We start from the raw sequence: 18,077 nt of genomic DNA, 5'->3' as shown, positions 1-18,077 counted from the left end.
CGTGCCGAGCTTGCGAGGTGCGGAGGAAGGGGGTCCTTACGCCTTGGGGCCGCCGGCGACGTAGATGACCTGGCCGGAGACGAAGCCCGCGCCCTCGCTGGCCAGGAACGCCGCGGTGTGCGCGATGTCCTCGGGCTGGCCGACGCGGCGCACCGGGATCTCCTTGGCCGCGCCCGCCTTGAACTCCTCGAACGGCACCCCGACCCGCTCGGCCGTCGCCGCGGTCATCTCGGTCTCGATGAACCCGGGCGCGATCGCGTTCGCGGTGACGTTGTAGCGGCCCAGCTCGATGGCGAGGGTCTTGGTGAGCCCCTGCATGCCGGCCTTCGCCGCGGAGTAGTTGGCCTGCCCGCGGTTGCCCAGCGCCGAGACGCTGGAGAGGTTCACGATCCGGCCCCACTGGGCCTCGACCATGTGCTTCTGCGCCGCCCGGCTCATCAGGAACGCCCCGCGCAGGTGCACGCCGAGCACGGCGTCCCAGTCACCGACGCTCATCTTGAACAGCAGGTTGTCCCGGGTGATCCCGGCGTTGTTCACCAGCACCGTCGGGGCGCCGAGCTCGGCCGCCACCCGGTCGACGGCAGCCGCCACGGAGTCCTCCTCGGCGACGTTCGCACCGACGGCCAGCGCACGCCCACCGGCCCCGGTGATCGCCTCCACCGTCCCGGCGCAGGCGCCCTCGTCCAGGTCGAGCACGGCCACCGCCATGCCGTCCGCGGCGAACCGCTTCGCGATGGCCGCGCCGATCCCGCGCGCCGCCCCGGTGATGATCGCCGTCCGCTGCTCTGCCACTGCATCTCCTCGTCGAGTCCGTGTGCTGTCGTGCGTGTGCTGTCACCCCTGTGCTTACACCCGGGCGGCGGTCAGTCCTTCGGCCGGGCGGTGAGGACGGCGAGGGCGCCGACGGCGAGCGCCCAGGCCAGCTGCGCCGGCACCCACACCGCCGACGGCGTGCCCACCAGCAGGGCGATGCCGAACGGCACGGTGCCGACGACGCCCAGGTCGATCCCGCGCACCAGCGTCTGGCCCACGCCGGTGGGCACCGCGCCCATCGGGGTCGCCACCACCGGCCCGGACCAGTCCAGCTCCGGCCGGTACCCACCGCGCACCGCGGCCCCGGCCCACGCCGGGGCGGCCGCGACGCCCAGCCCGGCCCACACCGCCACCGCCCCGGTGCCCTGGCCGATCAGTGCACCGGAGAGCCCACAAACCACCACCAGCGCGGCCAGCGGCACCACCGACCGCAGCCGGACGACGCCGTCGGCCGAGAGCGGCAGCATCCGGTCCAGTGCCGGGGAGGCCTGCGCCCGCCGGCTGGGCTCGCCCAGTGCCACCGCCGCCAGTGCCCACCCCAGGACGACGACGACCGCGACCAGCGCCGGCAGGTTCCCCAGGCCGGCGGTGCGGGCGGCCAGCACCGGCAGTGCCGCGCCCACGGCCAGCTGCCCCCACCGCCACGGCGACCGGGTGAGCACCGCCAGGTCGGCGGCGAGGACCGCGGTGGCCGGGCCGTGCACCCGGCGCCAGCGGCGGGGCCGCCGGGGCGCCCGCGGCGAGCTGGCCAGCGCCCGGCCGAGCTCGCGGGTGTCCAGGGAGAACGTCGAGGCGGTGGCGTACTGCACGATCTCGCCGCGGGCCCGCAGGTCACCGGCGCGCAGCCGGTCCAGCCGGCGGTCCGCGGCGAGCACACCGAGCACTGCCAGCACCCCGGCGACGACGGTGGTCGACACCAGCGGCGTCCCGGTCGGCCGCACCGCCCACCCGGTCAGCGGCCCGGCGCCGACCGCGGCCAGCACCGTCCCGGCTCCGGCGGCGCCCACCACCGCCGCGCAGGCGAGCGCACCCGCGGCGGCCGGGAGCCGGCGGCCCCGGCCGGCCGCCTGGAGCACCACCAGCAGCCCGGCGCCGGCCGCGGTGAGCAGCGCCGCGGCCGCCACCCCGACCAGCACGTCGGCCGCGGCCGGGGCGACCGGCACGGCGAGCAGCACCGGGACGACGACCACCGCGGCCGCCGTCGCCGCGATCAGCACCACCCGGACGAGCTCACCGCGCAGCAGCCCGCGCCGGTCAGCGGGCAGCGGCAGCCACCACACGGCCGCGGCCGGGGTGGCGCTGACCGGGCCCAGCCGGGCCAGCACCCAGGCCAGCCCGGCGACCACCAGCACCGCGGCGACCACGGAGGTGACCGCGCCCGGCAGCACCGCCGTCCCGGTCGCCGGGCGGGCGGCGATCTGGTCGCGGAGGCTGGAGACGGTCCCGCCGACCACCGCGACGAGGATGCCGAGCGAGGTCAGCCAGCCGACGACGTCGCCGACCAGGGTCGCCCAGCTGGTGTCGGCCCGCGCCGCGGCCGCCCGCCGGGTGACCCGGCGGACGGCGGCGCCGCTGAGCCCCGCGGTCCCGGCGACGACGGCGACGACGGCGGTCAACGCTCAGCCCTCGGACAGCGCGGCGACGGCGTCGTCCGGGGAGACCAGCGGGCACTCCTCGTCGTCGACGACCAGCACGGCGTCGGCCAGGGTGCGGAGGAACTCCGGGTCGTGGCTGGCGAACACCACCGTGGCGCCGGCGGCGACGTCGTCGCGCAGCCGGGCGGCCAGCTGCCGGCGCATCCCGGTGTCCAGCCGGCGCTCGGGCTCGTCGAGCACCAGCAGCCGGGCCGGGCGCACCAGCGCCGCGGCCAGCGCGAGCCGCCGCCGCTGCCCGGAGGAGACCGCCGAGGGCAGCGCCTCGGCCCGCCCGGCCAGCCCAAACGCCTCGACCTCCCGGGCGACGACGTCCTCAGGGTCGGCCACGCCGTGCCCGCGGGCGGTCAGCAGCAGGTGTTCCACCCCGGTGAGCGCCGGGAAGAAGGCGTCCTCGTCCAGCACGGTGGCCACCTCGGCGCGGAAGGCCGCCGAGCGCTCGTCGACCGGTTCCCCGGCGTAGCGCACCGTGCCGCCCAGCGGCGGGAGCAGCCCGACCAGGGTCTGCAGCACGGTCGACTTGCCCGCGCCGTTCGGCCCCACCAGCCCCAGCGCGGTCCCGGGCGGCACCGTGACGCTGACCGGCGCGCAGACCGGCTCGCCCTCCGCGTAGCCGACGAGCAGCTCCTCGGCCGTCAGGAGCCCTGCCACCTCAGGCACCGCTCCACGCGGCGTCGAAGAAGCCGACCTCCAGCTCCATGGCCCGGCGGTGGGCGGCCCGCACCGCGGTGAGCCGGTCCTCGGACGCGTCGGCGCACAGCCGGTCGAGCAGCCGCTCCAGGGTGGCGGCCAGCTCCTCGAACTGCGGGGCGGCGTAGGTGTCCACCCACTCCCGGTAGGGCCCGTGCGCCCGGTCGGCCAGCTGCTGGCCGAGGTGGGCGTACAGCCGCATGCACGGGGTCATCGCCGCGCAGGTCAGCGCCGGGTCCCCCCGCCCGGCGGCATCGAGGAGGAACTCCGTGTAGGCCGACGTCGCCGGTAGCGGCTGCACGTCGGCGAGGTCGATCCCCCACTGCTGCGCGTAACCGCCGTGCAGCCGCAGCTCCTCCTGCACCCCGGCCCGCAGGTCGGCGAGCACCGCGGTCACCCCGGGGTCACCGCTGCTCTCCGCACCCAGCCGGTAGGCGCGGGCGAAGGCGTCGAGGAAGAAGGCGTCCTGGGCCACGTACCCGGCGAACCGCTCCCGGGGCAGCGTGCCGTCGGCGATGCCCTGCACGAACGGGTGCGCCAGCGCAGCCGCGGCCAGATCGGCGTCGGCGGCCCACAGCTCCGCGGCGACGCTCACGCCGCGGCCCCCGCCGCCTCCATCGCCATGTCCCAGAAGGCGATCTCCGCGGTGACCACCTCGGCGAACACCGCCTCCGCGTCGGCGGCGGCCGCCGGGAACGCGTCGGCGGCCGCGGCGAGCCCGGCCACGTACCCGGCGAAGCCCGGCGCGGTCCAGTGCTCGACGAACTCCCGGTACTGCGGTGCGCCGGGGAGCGCGCCGGACCAGGCGTCGAGGTAGGTGCGCTCGATCGTCCACAGCGCGGTGAGGCCGGTCGGGACGTCGGCGCCGTCGAGCCGGGCCAGCAGCTCGGCGTAGGCGGTGGTGGCCGACCGTGTCGGCGCCTCCAGGTCCAGGCCGCGGGCTCCGGCCAGCTGCTCGAACCAGGCCAGCTCCTCGACCAGCGCGACCAGGCCCCCGGCCAGCACCGCCTGCGCCGGGCGGGGCGCGCGGGCCAGCAACCGGGCCTGGAAGCGCAGCAGGTCGGCCACGAACCGGGCGTCCTGCACCAGCCAGGTGTCGAAGGCCGCGACCGGCACGGTCCCCTCGCGCACCCCGGTCAGGAACGGGTGCGCGGTGGCAGCCCGCCAGGCGATGGGGGAACGGGACAGCAGCTCGTCGACCGGCACGGGCGGGACTCTAGCCAGACCGGCCCCCGGCAGCCGAGTTCCGGACGGCGGGGTTCCCCGGCGGCGGGTCCGCGCGCCCCGGTGGCCTAGGGTGACGGGCGTCATGGCCGATGCCATGTGCGGGAGCTCGGGCGGAACCGGGCTGAGAGGGCGGCTGAGCGCCGCCGACCGCTGGAACCTGACCGGGTAATGCCGGCGTAGGGAGCGACACCTGATGAGCACCCCCACCCACCCGTCCCCCGTGGCCGGGGACGCCCCCCTCACCCTCACCGAGGCGCCCCCGCGCACCCTCGGCCTGCGCGACTCGCTGGGCCTGTGGGGCAACCTCGGGATCAGCCTGCTGCTGCCGGTCGCCGCGGTCTACGTGGTCCTGCCCGGTCGCTCGCTCGCGGTCACGATCGGCGCCATCGTCGTCGGCGCCGTCATCGGCGCGGCCCTGCTCGGCGCCACCGCCGCGGCCGGCGCCCGCGAGCAGGTGCCGGCCATGGTGCTGCTGCGCGGCCTGCTCGGCCGGCGCAGCTCCTACCTGCCCACCGCGCTGAACCTCGTGCAGTGCATCGGCTGGGCCACCTTCGAGATCGTGATCATCGCCGAGGCCGCCTCCCGGGTGCTCGACGCCCCGCGCTGGCCCTTCGTCCTCGGCGCCGGCGTGCTGGCCACCGCCATGGCGCTGCGGCCGCTGGGCGTCGTCCGGGTGCTCGCCCGCTACGCGGTGTGGGCGGCGCTCGCCGCGCTGGTCTACCTCTACGTGCAGGTGCTCCGCGAGCCGCTCCCCGAGCTCACCGAGGGCAGCGCCACCTCGTTCTGGACGGCGGCCGACATCGTCATCGCCCTGCCGGTCTCCTGGATCCCGCTGGCTGCCGACTACAGCCGGCACGTGCGCAGCAGCCGGGCCGCCGGCGTCGGCGCGAGCGTGGGGTACGGCATCGCCACCGTCGTGATGTTCACCCTCGGCGTGCTCGCGCTGGCCGCCTACGGCAGCGCCGGCCTGGACGTCGTCGACGCCCTGCTGGCCGTGCCGCTGGGCGCGCTGGCGGTGCTGCTGCTGGTCGTCGTCGAGCTGGACGAGGCGTTCGCGAACCTGTACTCGACGGCGGTCTCCGCGCAGAACGTCGTCGCCCGGGCCGACCGGCGGGTGCTCGTCCTGGTCGTCGGCGCGGTGGCCACCGTGCTGGCGCTGACCTTCGACATCGCCGCCTACGAGCCGTTCCTCTTCCTGATCGGCGCGGTGTTCGTGCCGCTGGCCGGGGTGTTCCTGGTGGCCTACTGGCTGCTCCCCCGCGGGGCCTGGGACACCTCCGACACGGCACCCGCCCGCCTGGAGCTGCTGCTGCCGTGGGTGGCGGGCTTCATCGCCTACCAGCTCACCCTGCCCACGTACTTCGCCGGCCCGGGAGCGAGCTGGACGGCGTGGTGGACCGCGCGGCAGACCGACCTGGGCATCGACCCGGCCAACGGCTGGTCGGCGTCGCTGGTCAGCCTGGCGGTGGCCGTGCTCCTCACCCTGGTCGTGCGGGCCCCGGCGCTGCTGCGGGGGCGCCGGTCGTGACCCTGGGCCGGCTGCACGTGCTCACCGACGCCCGCGGCGGGCCGGCGGCGCTGGCCGCGGTCGAGGCCGCCGTCGCCGCCGGGGCGCCGGTCGTGCAGGTCCGCGCCAAGGGCGGCACCGACCGGGAGCTGTACGAGTTCGCCCGCGCCGTCGTGGCGGTCTGCGCCCCAGCCGGGGCGACCTGCCTGGTCAACGACCGGGTGGACGTCGCCCTGGCGGTCGGCGCCGACGGGACCCACCTGGGCGCCGGTGACCTGCCGCTGGCCGCCGCCCGCCGGGTCGCCGGCCCCGGGCACCTGCTCGGCGGCACCTGCCGCGACCCGGACCTCGCCCGCCGGCTGGTCGCCGAGGGCGCCGACTACCTCGGCGTCGGCCCCGCCTGGCCGACGACGACCAAGACCGGGCTGCCCGACGCGCTCGGCCCGGCCGGCATCGCCGAGGTCGCCGCCGCCGTCGACGTCCCGGTGGTCGCCATCGGCGGGGTCACCGCCGCGCGGGTGCCGGAGCTGCTGGCCGCCGGCGCCGCCGGGGTCGCCGTCGTGGGCGCGGTCTCCGCCGCCGCCGACCCGGCCGCCGCCACCCGGGAGTTGCTGCGGCAGCTCGGGGGCGCGCCGTGAGCCTCGACGTCGTCGTCGCCGGGGGCGGGCTCATCGGCCTGTCGGTGGCCTGGCGGTCCGCGCAGCGCGGGCTGTCGGTCACCGTCGTGGACGACGCACCCGGCGCGGGGGCCTCCGCCGCGGCCGCCGGGATGCTCGCCCCGGTCACCGAGGCCGCCTACGGCGAGGAGGCGCTGCTGCGGTTGTGCGTGGCGTCGCTGCAGCGCTACCCGGCCTTCGTCGCCGAGCTGGAGCAGGTCACCGGCCTGCCGGTGGAGCTGCGCACCGCCGGCACCCTGGTCGTCGGGTTCGACGCCGACGACGTCCGCCAGCTCGACGAGCTGCACGCCTTCCAGACCGAGCTCGGGCTGGACGCCGCGCGGCTCACCCCCCGGGAGACCCGTCGCCGGGAACCCGCGCTCACCCCGCGGGTCCGCGGCGGGCTGGCCGTCGCCGGCGACCACTCCGTCGACGGCCGCGCCCTGCACGCCGTCCTGCTGGCCGCCTGCTCCGCGGCCGGGGTGCAGCTGGTCCGGGACCGGGCGTCGGCGCTCACCGTGACCGCCGGCCGGGCCACCGGGCTCACGCTGGCCGGGGGCGGAGAGCTGGCCGCTGGCACCGTGGTCCTCGCCCTGGGCGCGCACAGCAGCGGCCTGCCCGGCGTCCCGCCGCTGCCGGTGCGCCCGGTGAAGGGCCAGATCCTGCGGCTGGCCGGGGCGGCCGGGCTGCTCGGCGGCACGGTGCGGGCGCTGGTCCGCGGCCGGCACGTCTACCTGGTGCCCTACGGCGGCGACCGGCTGATCGTCGGCGCCACCGTCGAGGACCGCGGCTTCGACGCCCGGGTCACCGCCGGCGGGGTGCACGAGCTGCTGCACGACGCGATCGAGGTCGTCCCGGACGTCGCCGAGCTCGAGCTCACCGAGACCCTGGCCCGCTGGCGCCCCGGCACCGCCGACAACGCCCCACTGCTGGGCGCCTCGTCGCTGCCCGGGCTGGTGCTGGCCACCGGGCACCACCGCAACGGGGCCCTGCTCACCCCGGTGACCGGCGACGTGATCGCCGAGCAGCTGACCACGGGGCAGCTGCCGGCGATCGCGTCGTCCTTCACCGCCGACCGGTTCGGGAGGACCGCATGATCACCCTCTCCGTCAACGGCGCCCCCGCCGAGCTGCCCGACGGCGCCACCGTCGCCGACCTGGTGGCCCAGCGCGCCGCCGGCCACGACCGGGTCGCCGTGGCCCGCAACGGCGACGTCGTCCCGCGCAGCAGCTGGGCCGCGACCCCCCTCACCGCCGGCGACACCGTCGAGGTGCTCGCCCCGACCGCAGGAGGCTGACGTGAGCACCACCGAGGAGCTGGGCGCGGCGCTGGCCGCCGAGGAGTCCGGCGACACCTTCACCATCGCCGGGGAGACCTTCCGCTCCCGGCTGCTGCTGGGCACCGGCGGCGTGCCCAGCCTGGAGGTGCTCGAGCGGGCGATCCGCGCCTCGGGCACCCAGCTGGTGACGATCGCCCTGCGCCGGGTGGAGGCCTCCGCCAGCGGCGCGATGCTGCAGGTGCTCGAGCAGTGCGGCGTCCGGCTGCTGCCCAACACCGCCGGCTGCTTCACCGCCCGCGAGGCGGTGCTCACCGCCCGGCTGGCCCGGGAGGCGTTCGGCACCGACTGGGTGAAGCTGGAGGTGATCGGCGACGAGCACACCCTGCTGCCGGACGCCGTCGAACTCCTGGACGCCGCCGAACAGCTGGTGGCCGACGGCTTCCAGGTGCTCGCGTACACCACCGACGACCCGGTGCTCGGCCGCCGGCTGGCCGACGCCGGCTGCGCCGCGGTGATGCCGCTCGGCTCGCCGATCGGCAGCGGGCTCGGCATCCGCAACCCGCACTCGATCGCGCTGCTGCGGGAGGCGGTCGACGTCCCGGTGGTGCTCGACGCCGGCATCGGCACCGCCTCCGACGCCGCGCTGGCGATGGAGCTGGGCTGCGACGCGGTGCTGCTGGCCTCCGCCGTCACCCGGGCGCGGGACCCGGAGCGGATGGCGCTGGCCATGCGGCAGGCCGTCGAGGGCGGGCGGCTGGCCCGCACCGCCGGCCGGATCCCCCGCCGGTGGCACGCCGAGGCCTCCACCCCGATGGCGGGGCTGCCCGAGCTGTGACCGGGCTGCCCCGGCTGCTGGTGCTCACCGACCGGCACCAGTGCGCCGGTCCGCTGGTGGGGACCGTCGCCCTGGCGGTGGCGGCCGGCGCCCGCGCCGTCGTCCTGCGGGAGAAGGACCTGCCCGAGCCCGAGCGGGACCGGCTGGCCGACGAGCTGGCCGCGGTGCTCGCGCCCGTCGGCGGGCTGCTCGTCCGCGCCGGCAGCACCGGGCGGGACGCCGTCCACCTGGCCGCGGCGGACCCCTTCCCCGAGCCGCGGCCGGCGCTGGTCGGGCGTTCCTGCCACGACGCCGCCGAGGTGGCGCAGGCGGCGGACGAGGGGTGCGACTGGGTGTTCGTCTCCCCGGTCAACCCCACGCCGTCCAAGCCGGGGTACGGCCCGGCCCTGGGGCTCACCGGCCTCGCCCGGCTCAGCACCGGTGCGCCACCGGTGTACGCGCTGGGCGGCATCACCCCGGGCGACGTGGCCGGGTGCCTGGCCGCGGGGGCGCACGGGGTCGCGGTGATGGGCGCGGTGATGCGGGCGCCGGCCGTCGTCCGGGAGCACCTGGCCGCGCTGGCCTGAGGGTCCGCGCCTCGCCCGGGTCGACCCGGACCCGGGCGCGGTCGGGCGGCCGGGCGGCATCCACCGGCAGGATCGGGGCGTGGCCTACCTGTTGCTCGTCTGCGCCATCGCCAGCGAGGTGGCGGCGACCTCGCTGCTGCCGCGCACCGCCGGGTTCACCGTGCCGCTGCCCACGGTGGCCGTGCTCGCCGGTTACGCGGTCTCGTTCGTGCTGCTGGCCCAGGTGGTGAAGACCGTCCCGGTCGCCGTCGCGTACGCCATCTGGTCGGGAGCGGGCACCGCCGCGGTCGCCGCGATCGGTGCGACCCTGCTGGGCCAGTCGCTGTCCGGGTGGCAGGTGGCCGGCCTCGTGCTCGTCGTCGTCGGCGTGGTGCTGCTCAACCTCGGCGGCACCGGGCACTGACACCGCTGGGACAGGTGTGACTACGGAACGTGTCCGTCTGAAGGCCCGCCCGCTGTCCGGCGATCGGGTGCCCTAGCGTCGGCCGCGGCCGGATCGGGCACGACCAACGACCGTCATGAGACGTGCCTCACATCGAGTGGATGTTTGCCCGTGCCCGACCGAGCCAAGACAGTAGGTCGCCCGTCGAGCAGCCGACGGTCGGAGTGCGAGGAGACCGAGTGAGCGGCGAGACGGCGCGCCTGGCGTGGCCCTCGTCGCCGCCCCCACCGGCCGGGGACGGCTGGAGCTGGGACCTCAGCACGGTCGCCGAGCTCCCCCGGGTGCGCGCCGAACTGCGCCGCGGGCTGGCCGCGCGCTCCGGCGGTGACGCCCGCGCAGAGGAGCTCGACGAGGCCGTCGTCCTCGCCTTCGACGAGATGGCCTCCAACGCCCTGCGGCACGGCGGCGGTGGCGTCCGCGCCCGCGTGCAGCAGACCCCGCGGGCGTGGCTGATCGAGGTGCGCGACTCCGCGGCCACCCGCCCGCCCCAGCCCGCCGTCGGCCGCGACCCGAGCCAGGGCGGCCTGGGTCTCTACCTCATCGCGGAGATGGCCGACGACCACGGCTGGCACCTGGCCGACGGCCAGAAGAGCGTCTGGGCCCTGCTCCCCCGCTGCTGAGCTCCCCCGCCGGCCGCCGCGAGCGCGTTCGTTCAGCCGATCGGCGGGAGCGCCTGCGGCACGACCTGCGGCCCGGCCTCCGCGGGGCGCGGCTGGTCCTCCGGGTGCAGCCGCACCGCGACCAGCGCGACGTCGTCCTCCGACCCCCCGGGCCGCATCCGCGCGACCAGCTGGTCGCAGAGCTCGGCGAGGGTGAGGCCCCCCAGCTCGGCGAGCAGGGCGGTCAGCCGGGCGACGCCGTCGTCCAGGGGCAGGTCCGGGCCCTCGACCAGCCCGTCGGTGTACAGCACGACCGTCGCGCCCGGGGTCAGGGTCACCACCTGCTCCTTGCGCGGCGCGGTCGGGACCACCCCGAGCATCAGGTCGGCCCGCTCGGTGGCCAGCACGTGGACCCGGCCGTCAGGGGCCAGCACGAGCACCGGCGGGTGCCCGGCGTTGGACCAGCGCAGCCGGGTCTCACCCCGTCCGCGGTCCTCCGGGGTCTGCTCGAACCGGGCCACCGCCGCGGTGGCCAGCGCCCGCACCTGCAGGCCCTCGATGGTCCGGTCCAGGTCACCGAGCACCCGGGCGGGCCCGCCACTGGTGCTGTAGGCGATGCCGCGCAGCAGGCTGCGGAGCTGCCCCATGGCGGCGGCGGCCACCGTGTCGTGCCCGACGACGTCCCCGATCGCGACGACCGTCGCCCCGTCGGGCTGCAGGAAGGCGTCGTACCAGTCACCGCCGACCTGGGCCGCCCGCACCGCCGGCACGTACCGGACGGCGATCTCCATGTGGTCCGGCTCCGGCGGGGCGGTGAGCAGGCTGCGCTGCAGGTCCTCGGCCATCCGCCGCTCCTGCTCCTGCAGCGCCGCGCCGTCCAGCGCCAGCGCCACCCGGTCGGCCAGCTCGCTGAGCGTCTCCCGGTCCCACAGGTCCATCGGCAGGCGGTCCTTGCCCCGGTACACGCTGATGGCGCCGAGCACCCGGCCGCGGGCACGCAACGCCAGCGTCACCGCGGTGCCGGGCTGCAGCGCCCGGTAGGCGTCCCGGACCTCCCCCTCCGGCAACGCGTCCCCGACCGCGGCGTCGACGTCGGGCACGACCCGGGCCCCGCCGCTGAGCACCGCCTGGACCAGCGGTGCGGTGGAGTCGAGCGCCGCCAGCCGGAGCTCCGCGTAGCGCGCGGCCACCGGGCGCAGCCGCGGGTCGGCGTGCCAGCTGGCCACGTCGTGCAGCCGGCCGTCCTCCTCCACCAGGCTGGCGATCACCCAGTCACCCAGACCCGGGACGACGACCCGGCTCAGCTCCTGCAGCGCCGCCCGGGCGCCGCGGCGCTCGACCAGCGCCGCGGACAGCGCGTCGGTGACGTCGGTGAACAGCGCCAGGCGCTCCTCCCGGCGGCGCGCGGCCTCGTCGGCGCGGCGGCGCTGGGTGATGTCGAGGAAGTACACCGCCAGGCCGTCGGGGTCGGGCCAGGCGCGCACCTCGTACCAGCTGTCCAGCGGAGCCGGGTAGTACGCCTGGAAGACCGCCGGCTCCCCGGACTCCATGGCCCCGCGGTAGTGGACCTCGAAGTCGCCGCCCACCGCGTCGGGGAACAGCTCCCACAGGTCACCGCCGAGCAGCTCCTCCCGCGACCGGCCCAGCAGCCGCTCCGCCTCACCGTTGACGTAGGTGAAGCGCCAGTCGCGGGACAGCGAGAAGAACGCCGCCGACATCGACTCCAGCACCCGGGCGATCCGTGCGTCGGCGGCCCGGTCGGCCGTCGTGTCGTGGGCGGCACCGATCAGCCGGACGGCCACGCCCCGGTCGTCGCCGAGCGCCCGGCCCCGGCCACGGACCCAGCGGGTCTGCCCGGAGGGCAGCACCGCCCGGAACTCCACGTCGTACAACCCGCAGCTGTCGACCGCCGACTGCAGCGCCGCCTGCACCCGCTCGACGTCGTCGGCGTGCACGCGGGCCAGGAACGCCTCGATGGTGCCGGCGAAGTCGGTCCGGTCGTGGCCGAACATCGCCAGCAGCCGGTCGTCCCACACCAGCCGGTCGGTGACCAGGTCCCAGTCGAAGCTGCCGATCCCGGCGGCGTCGATCGCCAGGTCCCACCGCACCCGGCCGGTCTCCAGCTCGGCGGTGACCGCGGCCAGCTCCAGCTCGGTGACCACCGGGTGGGCCAGCCGCTCGAGCAGCGTCACCTCCTCGGCGGTCCACTCGCGGGGTTCCGCCCCGAACACGGCCAGCACGCCCACCACGTGCTCCCCGCCGGCGTCGAACAGCGGCACGCCGAGGTAGGTGGCGACCTGCCCGGCCCGCACAGCGGGCAGATCGGCGACCCGTGGGTCGGCGCGGACGTCGGGGTAGGCCCGGGGCGCCCGGGCGGCGACGACGGTCCCGCCGAGGGTGTCGTCGAGCCGGCGCCGGGTGCCCACCCGCCAGACCGGCCGCCCGGCCGTGCCGACCACGGTGTGCACCTCACCGGCGAGCGCCACCCCGGCCGACGGTGCCCGCAGCAGGGCGGCGGCCAGGTCGGTCAGCCGCTGCAGGCCGGGCGAGCCGGTGGCGGCGGGAGCGCGGCGGCGTGTGCCCGGCACCTCGTGCGACGTCATCCTCGGCGGCCTCCACCCCTGGCTGGCGCGGGCCGTCTGGCCGCGGTGCCGTCAGCTGATTCTGCCCGGTCCCGCGGGGGCAGTAAGGCGGGGGTGAAGTTCCCTGCTCGTCCCCGCCCGCGTGCCGGCTCCCTCGGCCGGACCTGGGCCCGTCACCCCCGAGCCGGCCTCGCGGTCAAGGCCGCCGTCGCGGCGGCCATCGCCTGGGCGCTGGTGCAGCTGCTGCCCGGGCCGGCCGCCGACTACCCGTACTACGCGCCCATGGGCGCGATGCTGGCCACCACCACGAGCCTGGCCGGCTCGACCCGCGAGTCGTTCCAGACCGTGGCCGCCGTGGCCGTGGGTGCCGTGATCGCCCTGGTCGCCGATGCGGTCGCAGCGCCGAACCTGGTCAGCATCGCCGCCGTCATCGGGATCGGGGTGCTGCTGTCCGGCTGGAACCGGTTGGGCAGCGCGCGGAGCTGGGTGCCGACCGCGGCGCTGTTCGTGCTGATCTTCGGCAACCGTGACCCGTTCAACTACGTCGTCGGGTACGTCGGGCTGATCATGTTCGGCGCGCTGATCGGCATCGCGGTCACCGCACTGCTCCCCCAGCTCCCGCTCGCCCCGGCCCAGGAAAAGCTGGCCCGCTTGCGCGACGTGCTGGCCGCCCAGCTCGACGACCTGGCCGACGGGCTGTCCGCCGACCACCCGCCCACCGAGGCGGAGTGGCGCCGGCGCACCCACACCATCGACCCGGTGCTGGCCCAGATGCGCGCTGCGGTGCAGGAGAGCGACGAGGCCCGGAAGGGGAACTTCCGCGCCCGCCGCTACCGGCAGGTCGCCCAACGGCAGTATGCGCAGGCCCGGGCGCTGGAGCGGCTGGCCCTGCTGGTGGAGGAGCTGACCGAGCTGCTGGCCGAAACCGAGCGGGCCGACCAGGAGCGGGTCACGCTGGGCCCGGCGCTGCGCCCCTCGGCCTCGGCGGCGCTCTCCCGGCTGGCCGGCGTGCTGCGCTCGGTCGACGGTGGGGCGAGCGCGGCCGATCCGGACGAGACCCGGGCGGCCTACGACGCGCTCCATGAACTCGCCGGAGCCCTCCGGGCGGCCCGGCGGCAGACCGACGACGACCTGTTCGCCGCCAGCAGCGTGGTGGTGGCCATCCGCCGGGCGCTGGCCGCCGTGGTGCCGCAGGAGCTGGCCGAGGAGGAGGTCCCTCGGTGACCCTCAGCGGCCGACCGCGTACCCCTGCATCCCGCGGGGGTTGGCCGCTGCCCTGAGCACGCCGGTCTCCGGGTCGATCGAGACCGCCGAGAGCCGGCCGAGCGACCAGGGGTCGGAGACGGTGACCGTGTGCCCGCGGCGGCGCAGGTCGGCCAGCACGCCCTCGCCGATCCGGGACTCCACCACGAGCTCGCCGGGGACCATCTCGCGCGGGAAGAACGACGACGGGAAGCTGGTGGTGTGCCAGGCCGGCGCGTCGATGGCCGCCTGCAGGTCCAACCCGCCGTGCACGTGGGCCAGCCAGAAGCACAGCTGCCACTGCTCCTGCTGGTCACCGCCCGGGGTGCCGAAGGCCAGCGACGGCACCCCGCCGCGCAGCGCCAGCGACGGGGTGAGGGTGGTGCGCGGGCGCTTGCCGGGGGCCAGCGAGTTGGGCAGCCCCGGCTCCAGCCAGAACATCTGCGCCCGGGTGCCCAGCGGGAAGCCGAGCGAGGGGATGACCGGCGAGCTCTGCAGCCAGCCACCCGAGGGGGTGGCCGAGACGATGTTGCCCCAGCGGTCGACGACGTCGACGTGGCAGGTGTCGCCGCGGGTGGTGCCGCGGGTGTCGACCGTCGGCTCACCGACGCCGGCGATCGTGGCCGTCGAGGGCCGTTCCCGCCCGGAGGTGTCGGTGACGAAGGCGGGGAGCCGCGGCGGGCGCCCACCGGGGGAGCCGGGCCGCAGCTCGGTGCTGGCCCGGTCGCCGATGAGCGCCCGCCGTTCGCTGGTGTAGGCGGCCGACAGCAGGTCGTCCACCGGCACGCTCTCCTCGTCGCCGTACCAGGCCTCGCGGTCGGCCATCGCCAGCTTCGTCGCCTCGACGCTGGCATGCACCACCTCGGCGGTGACTGCGTCGTCGGAGACGGAGGCGGACCGGGCCGCGGTCCCCGCCGGGAGGACGCCGTCCAGCATCGCGAGCGCCTGGAGCAGCGCCGGGCCCTGGGACCACGGCCCGGCCTTCGCGAGCGTCCACCCGCGCCAGTCCAAGGTGACCGGCGGCTCGTACGTCGGCTGCCAGCTGGCCAGGTCCTCCCCGGTGAGGAAGCCGCGGTGCGGACGACCGGAGTCGTCCATGACCGGGGACCGGGAGAACTCGTCGATCGCCTCGGCGACGAACCCCGTGTACCAGGACGCCAGTGCCGCGTCGATCTGCGCCTCTCGGGAGGGTCCGCGCGCTGCGTCGAGCAGTCGGCGGTAGGTCGAGGCGAGGACCGGGTTGCGGAACAGGCGGCCGGCGGTGGGGGGTGCGCCGTCGGGGGCGAGCCAGGTGGCGGCCGAGGTAGGCCAGTGCGTGGTGAAGTGCTCGGAGACCGAGGCGACGGTCGCGGCGACCCGCGGGACGAGCGGGTGGCCGTGCTCGGCGTACTCGATGGCGAAGCGGAGGACGGCGTCCAGCGGCAGGGTGCCGTGGTCGCGCAGGAGCGTGAGCCAGGCGCCGATGGCGCCGGGCACGGTGGCGGCCAGCAGACCCGTTCCGGGCACGAGCCCGAGTCCGAGGTCGGCGAACGCCTGGGTGGTGGCCGCGGCCGGGGCTACGCCCTGACCGGACAGCACCACAGGTCTTCCCGCCCAGGTCCCGCCCTCGCCTCCGGCTGCCCGCGGGCTCCGGGCGAAGAGGATCGGGACCTCGCCCCCCGGGCCGTTGAGGTGCGGTTCGACGACCTGCAGGGTGAGACCCGCAGCGACCGCGGCATCGAACGCGTTCCCACCGGCCTCGAGGGTCGCCATGCCCGCGGCGCTGGCGAGCCAGTGCGTCGAGGCGACCATGCCGAAGGTGCCGGCGAGCTCCGGCCGAGTGGTGAACACTCCGTCACCCTAGAGAGGCTGGCCGGCCAGAGGAGGCGGGGGCGGGTCGCGCTGCGCGGCGGCGCTGCCGGGCTGCGCGGCGCCTCACGGGCCGGCGCCGGCTCGTCCTCCTCCGGCGCCCGGTGGCGCCAGTCGGCGGGCAGCGCCGGCGAGCTCTCCGCCGGTAGCACGAGCGGCCGGGCGAGGGGTGGCTGCGGGCGGTTCCAGGCCAGGTGCGCGCCGTGCTCGCCGCTGCCCCACGCCGCGGCGGCGCGGGCCGCGCCGCGCACCCGGGCCGCCAGCGCGCGCAGCGGGGCGGTCACGCGGGGAGCCGGCGGCGCCAGGCGCACCGGGGTGGTGAGCAGGTCGGTGCTGAAGTCGGTGGCGAAGGCGATCGCCGCCTCGAGCTCGGGGTCGACCCGCGGCCGGCTCACCGGCGCGGCCACCGGCGCGGGCAGCTGCCGATCGGCCACCGGGCGGTGCGCCGGGCGGACGGCGCCGTCGGTGAGCCGGTAGACCCGCTGCGGCGGCCGGTTCCAGGCCAGGTGCGCGCCGTCCGGGCCGGCGCCCCAGCGGCCGGCGCGTGCCACGAGCGCCCGCGGCCGGCTGAGCAGCCCGCGGCGGACCGGGGCGGCATCGGGCCGCACCTCGGCGGGGCCGCTGGTCCGCAGGCCGAGGACGCCGACCGCCAGGCCGACGGCCAGCCCGGCGGCCAGCTCGCTCATGCCGTACTCGTCGCCGTCGCGGTGACCGGCCCCGCGGGGCCCGACGTCGGGCCGTCGAGCCGGGTGCCCGGTCAGGTGCCGGGGCGTGCTCCTGGCGTCGCGCCGGGCGGCGGTCGACGGCGTACCGGTCCGGGCGATGGCCGGCGCTGCGGCGGTGGCCGGGCGGGCCGTCCCGACCAGCTGAGCGTCGTCCATGTCGTCCTCCGTGAAGTAGTCGCCGCAGCCGGGGAAGGGGCTGCGGACAAGGAGAAAGGTAGGTACCGGGGCGCCTCCGGACCCGCTCCCGAGACGCTTCGGTCCGGCCGCGTGACCGAACCGTTGCGGGCTGCCCGCGAACCGGCCGGTCACCGTCCGACGGACCGGCCACATGTCGACAGCCCAGGGGAAAACCGCAGGTCAGCGAAGCGATGGAGTGCGCGAGGCGGTCGATGACCTCGGCGGCGCCGCCACCGGCCCGGCGTGTCGGGTGTGTCTGGTGGGATGAGCGGGTGACCGCCCGGCCTCCCGCCCCCACCCCGCTGGTGATCGACACCGACCCCGGCATCGACGACGCCTTGGCGGTGCTGCTCGCGCTGGCCAGCCCGGAGGTCGACCTCCGCCTGGTCACCACCGTGCACGGCAACGTGGGGCTGGCGCGGACGACGGAGAACGCGCTGCGGGTGCTCCACCTGGCCGGCCGGTCCGACGTCCCGGTGGCCGCCGGCGCCCGCAGCCCGCTGGTGGTGCCGGTGCCGCGGCGGGCCGGGCACGTGCACGGGGAGGCCGGGCTGGGCGGGGTGGAGCTGCCCCCGTCCCCGGCGGCGGTCGACCCGCGGCCGGCGGTGGTGGCGCTGGCCGAGCTGCTGCTGGCCAGCGAGCAGCCGGTCACCGTGGCCGCCATCGGGCCGCTGACCAACATCGCGCTGCTGCTCGCGGTGTACCCCGACGCCGCCGCCCGGATCGGCCGGCTCGTGGTGATGGGCGGCTCGGCCACCCGGGGCGGCAACGTCACCGCCGCTGCGGAGTTCAACATCTGGGCCGACCCGGAGGCGGCCGCCGTGGTGCTCGGCGCCGGGCTGCCCACCGTGCTGGTCGGGCTGGACGTCACCCTGCCCACGGTGCTCACCGAGGCCGGCATCGCCCGGTTCGCCGCGGCGGGGCACGTCGGGGCGCAGGCGGCGGCGGTGCTGCGCCAGTACCTGGACCACGCGCGCGACGCCTACGGCACCGACGGGGTCGTGGTGCACGACGCGCTGGCCCTCACCGAGGCGATCGCGCCGGGCACGCTGGCGACGGTGCGCCGGGACGTCGTCGTCGACACCGGCCCCGGCGCCGGGCGCGGCCAGACGCTGGTCGACCGGCGGGCGCCGTCGTCGTCCCCCTCGGCCGTCGCGGTGGCCGAGGGCGTCGACAGCGCGGCCGCGGTGGAGTTCCTGGTGAGCCGGCTGGAGCGGCTGGCCCGGGGCTGAGCCCC

General features: G+C 77.1%; 18 protein-coding genes and 1 riboswitch. Of the genes, 11 read left to right on the top strand and 7 right to left on the bottom strand.

Going from position 1 to position 18,077, the window contains the following annotated elements:
- Positions 1–36: 36 nt before the first annotated feature.
- The 5 genes from fabG to ACI795_RS05030 all read right to left on the bottom strand — a co-directional run bounded on the left by fabG (position 37) and on the right by ACI795_RS05030 (position 4,361).
- Positions 37–792 carry a 3-oxoacyl-ACP reductase FabG gene (gene fabG / locus ACI795_RS05050; protein ID WP_457074125.1) on the bottom strand — a complete coding sequence of 252 codons (756 nt, stop codon included), beginning with the start codon at positions 790–792 and terminating at the stop codon, positions 37–39.
- 71 nt (positions 793–863) lie between these two features.
- Positions 864–2,429, bottom strand: coding sequence for a DUF6297 family protein (locus ACI795_RS05045; RefSeq protein ID WP_457074124.1), 1,566 nt, complete (start codon positions 2,427–2,429; stop codon positions 864–866).
- A 3-nt stretch (positions 2,430–2,432) separates the two neighbouring features.
- Positions 2,433–3,116 (bottom strand): ABC transporter ATP-binding protein, encoded by a 684-nt coding sequence (locus tag ACI795_RS05040; RefSeq protein ID WP_457074123.1) that lies wholly within the window; start codon positions 3,114–3,116, stop codon positions 2,433–2,435.
- 1 nt (position 3,117) lies between these two features.
- Positions 3,118–3,750 carry a TenA family protein gene (locus ACI795_RS05035; protein ID WP_457074122.1) on the bottom strand — a complete coding sequence of 211 codons (633 nt, stop codon included), beginning with the start codon at positions 3,748–3,750 and terminating at the stop codon, positions 3,118–3,120.
- A complete protein-coding gene (locus tag ACI795_RS05030) occupies positions 3,747–4,361 on the bottom strand; it encodes a thiaminase II/PqqC family protein (protein ID WP_457074121.1) in 615 nt (204 codons plus the stop codon). Before ACI795_RS05030 ends, ACI795_RS05035 begins: the two co-directional genes overlap by 4 nt.
- A 109-nt stretch (positions 4,362–4,470) precedes the next feature.
- Positions 4,471–4,582: riboswitch (TPP riboswitch) on the top strand.
- Between ACI795_RS05030 and ACI795_RS05025 the strand changes: the two genes are divergently transcribed.
- The 8 genes from ACI795_RS05025 to ACI795_RS04990 all read left to right on the top strand — a co-directional run bounded on the left by ACI795_RS05025 (position 4,576) and on the right by ACI795_RS04990 (position 10,287).
- The gene (locus ACI795_RS05025; protein ID WP_457074120.1) at positions 4,576–5,910 is read left to right on the top strand and encodes a purine-cytosine permease family protein; all 1,335 of its coding nucleotides are present in this window, start codon (positions 4,576–4,578) and stop codon (positions 5,908–5,910) included. It overlaps the preceding riboswitch by 7 nt.
- Positions 5,907–6,527 carry a thiamine phosphate synthase gene (gene thiE, locus ACI795_RS05020; RefSeq protein WP_457074119.1) on the top strand — a complete coding sequence of 207 codons (621 nt, stop codon included), beginning with the start codon at positions 5,907–5,909 and terminating at the stop codon, positions 6,525–6,527. The genes ACI795_RS05025 and thiE overlap by 4 nt, the downstream gene beginning before the upstream one ends.
- Positions 6,524–7,642, top strand: coding sequence for a glycine oxidase ThiO (gene thiO / locus ACI795_RS05015; RefSeq protein ID WP_457074118.1), 1,119 nt, complete (start codon positions 6,524–6,526; stop codon positions 7,640–7,642). The genes thiE and thiO overlap by 4 nt, the downstream gene beginning before the upstream one ends.
- Positions 7,639–7,842, top strand: coding sequence for a sulfur carrier protein ThiS (gene thiS / locus ACI795_RS05010; RefSeq protein ID WP_457074117.1), 204 nt, complete (start codon positions 7,639–7,641; stop codon positions 7,840–7,842). The genes thiO and thiS overlap by 4 nt, the downstream gene beginning before the upstream one ends.
- A 1-nt stretch (position 7,843) precedes the next feature.
- A complete protein-coding gene (locus ACI795_RS05005; RefSeq protein WP_457074116.1) occupies positions 7,844–8,659 on the top strand; it encodes a thiazole synthase in 816 nt (271 codons plus the stop codon).
- Positions 8,656–9,225, top strand: a complete 570-nt coding sequence (locus tag ACI795_RS05000; RefSeq protein WP_457074115.1) for a thiamine phosphate synthase — start codon at positions 8,656–8,658, stop codon at positions 9,223–9,225. The genes ACI795_RS05005 and ACI795_RS05000 overlap by 4 nt, the downstream gene beginning before the upstream one ends.
- Positions 9,226–9,304: 79 nt before the next feature.
- On the top strand, positions 9,305–9,628 hold the full coding sequence (locus ACI795_RS04995; protein ID WP_457074114.1) for a DMT family transporter: 324 nt from the start codon (positions 9,305–9,307) through the stop codon (positions 9,626–9,628).
- Between the two features lie 218 nt (positions 9,629–9,846).
- A complete protein-coding gene (locus ACI795_RS04990) occupies positions 9,847–10,287 on the top strand; it encodes an ATP-binding protein (protein WP_457074113.1) in 441 nt (146 codons plus the stop codon).
- Between the two features lie 32 nt (positions 10,288–10,319).
- On the opposite strand, the gene ACI795_RS04985 is transcribed toward ACI795_RS04990, so the two are convergent.
- Positions 10,320–12,869 (bottom strand): SpoIIE family protein phosphatase, encoded by a 2,550-nt coding sequence (locus ACI795_RS04985; protein ID WP_457074112.1) that lies wholly within the window; start codon positions 12,867–12,869, stop codon positions 10,320–10,322.
- A 93-nt stretch (positions 12,870–12,962) separates the two neighbouring features.
- Between ACI795_RS04985 and ACI795_RS04980 the strand changes: the two genes are divergently transcribed.
- Positions 12,963–14,072, top strand: a complete 1,110-nt coding sequence (locus tag ACI795_RS04980) for a hypothetical protein (protein ID WP_457074111.1) — start codon at positions 12,963–12,965, stop codon at positions 14,070–14,072.
- A gap of 3 nt (positions 14,073–14,075) precedes the next feature.
- Here ACI795_RS04980 and ACI795_RS04975 read toward each other — a convergent pair whose 3' ends face one another.
- Positions 14,076–15,920: a gamma-glutamyltransferase family protein gene (locus ACI795_RS04975; protein WP_457074110.1), complete on the bottom strand. Its 1,845-nt coding sequence runs from the start codon at positions 15,918–15,920 to the stop codon at positions 14,076–14,078.
- A 348-nt stretch (positions 15,921–16,268) separates the two neighbouring features.
- Here ACI795_RS04975 and ACI795_RS04970 point away from each other — a divergent pair, with 348 nt between their 5' ends.
- Together ACI795_RS04970 and ACI795_RS04965 are read left to right on the top strand one after the other, a co-directional pair.
- Entirely contained in the window at positions 16,269–16,415 is a 147-nt protein-coding gene (locus ACI795_RS04970; protein ID WP_457074109.1) for a hypothetical protein, read from the top strand.
- Positions 16,416–17,112: 697 nt separating this feature from the next.
- Entirely contained in the window at positions 17,113–18,072 is a 960-nt protein-coding gene (locus ACI795_RS04965; protein ID WP_457074108.1) for a nucleoside hydrolase, read from the top strand.
- Positions 18,073–18,077 lie beyond the last annotated feature (5 nt).

This window comes from Modestobacter sp. SYSU DS0290 (assembly GCF_054050955.1).
Note: the sequence above shows the minus strand (reverse complement) of the source record. Positions and strands in the feature narration are given on the sequence as shown.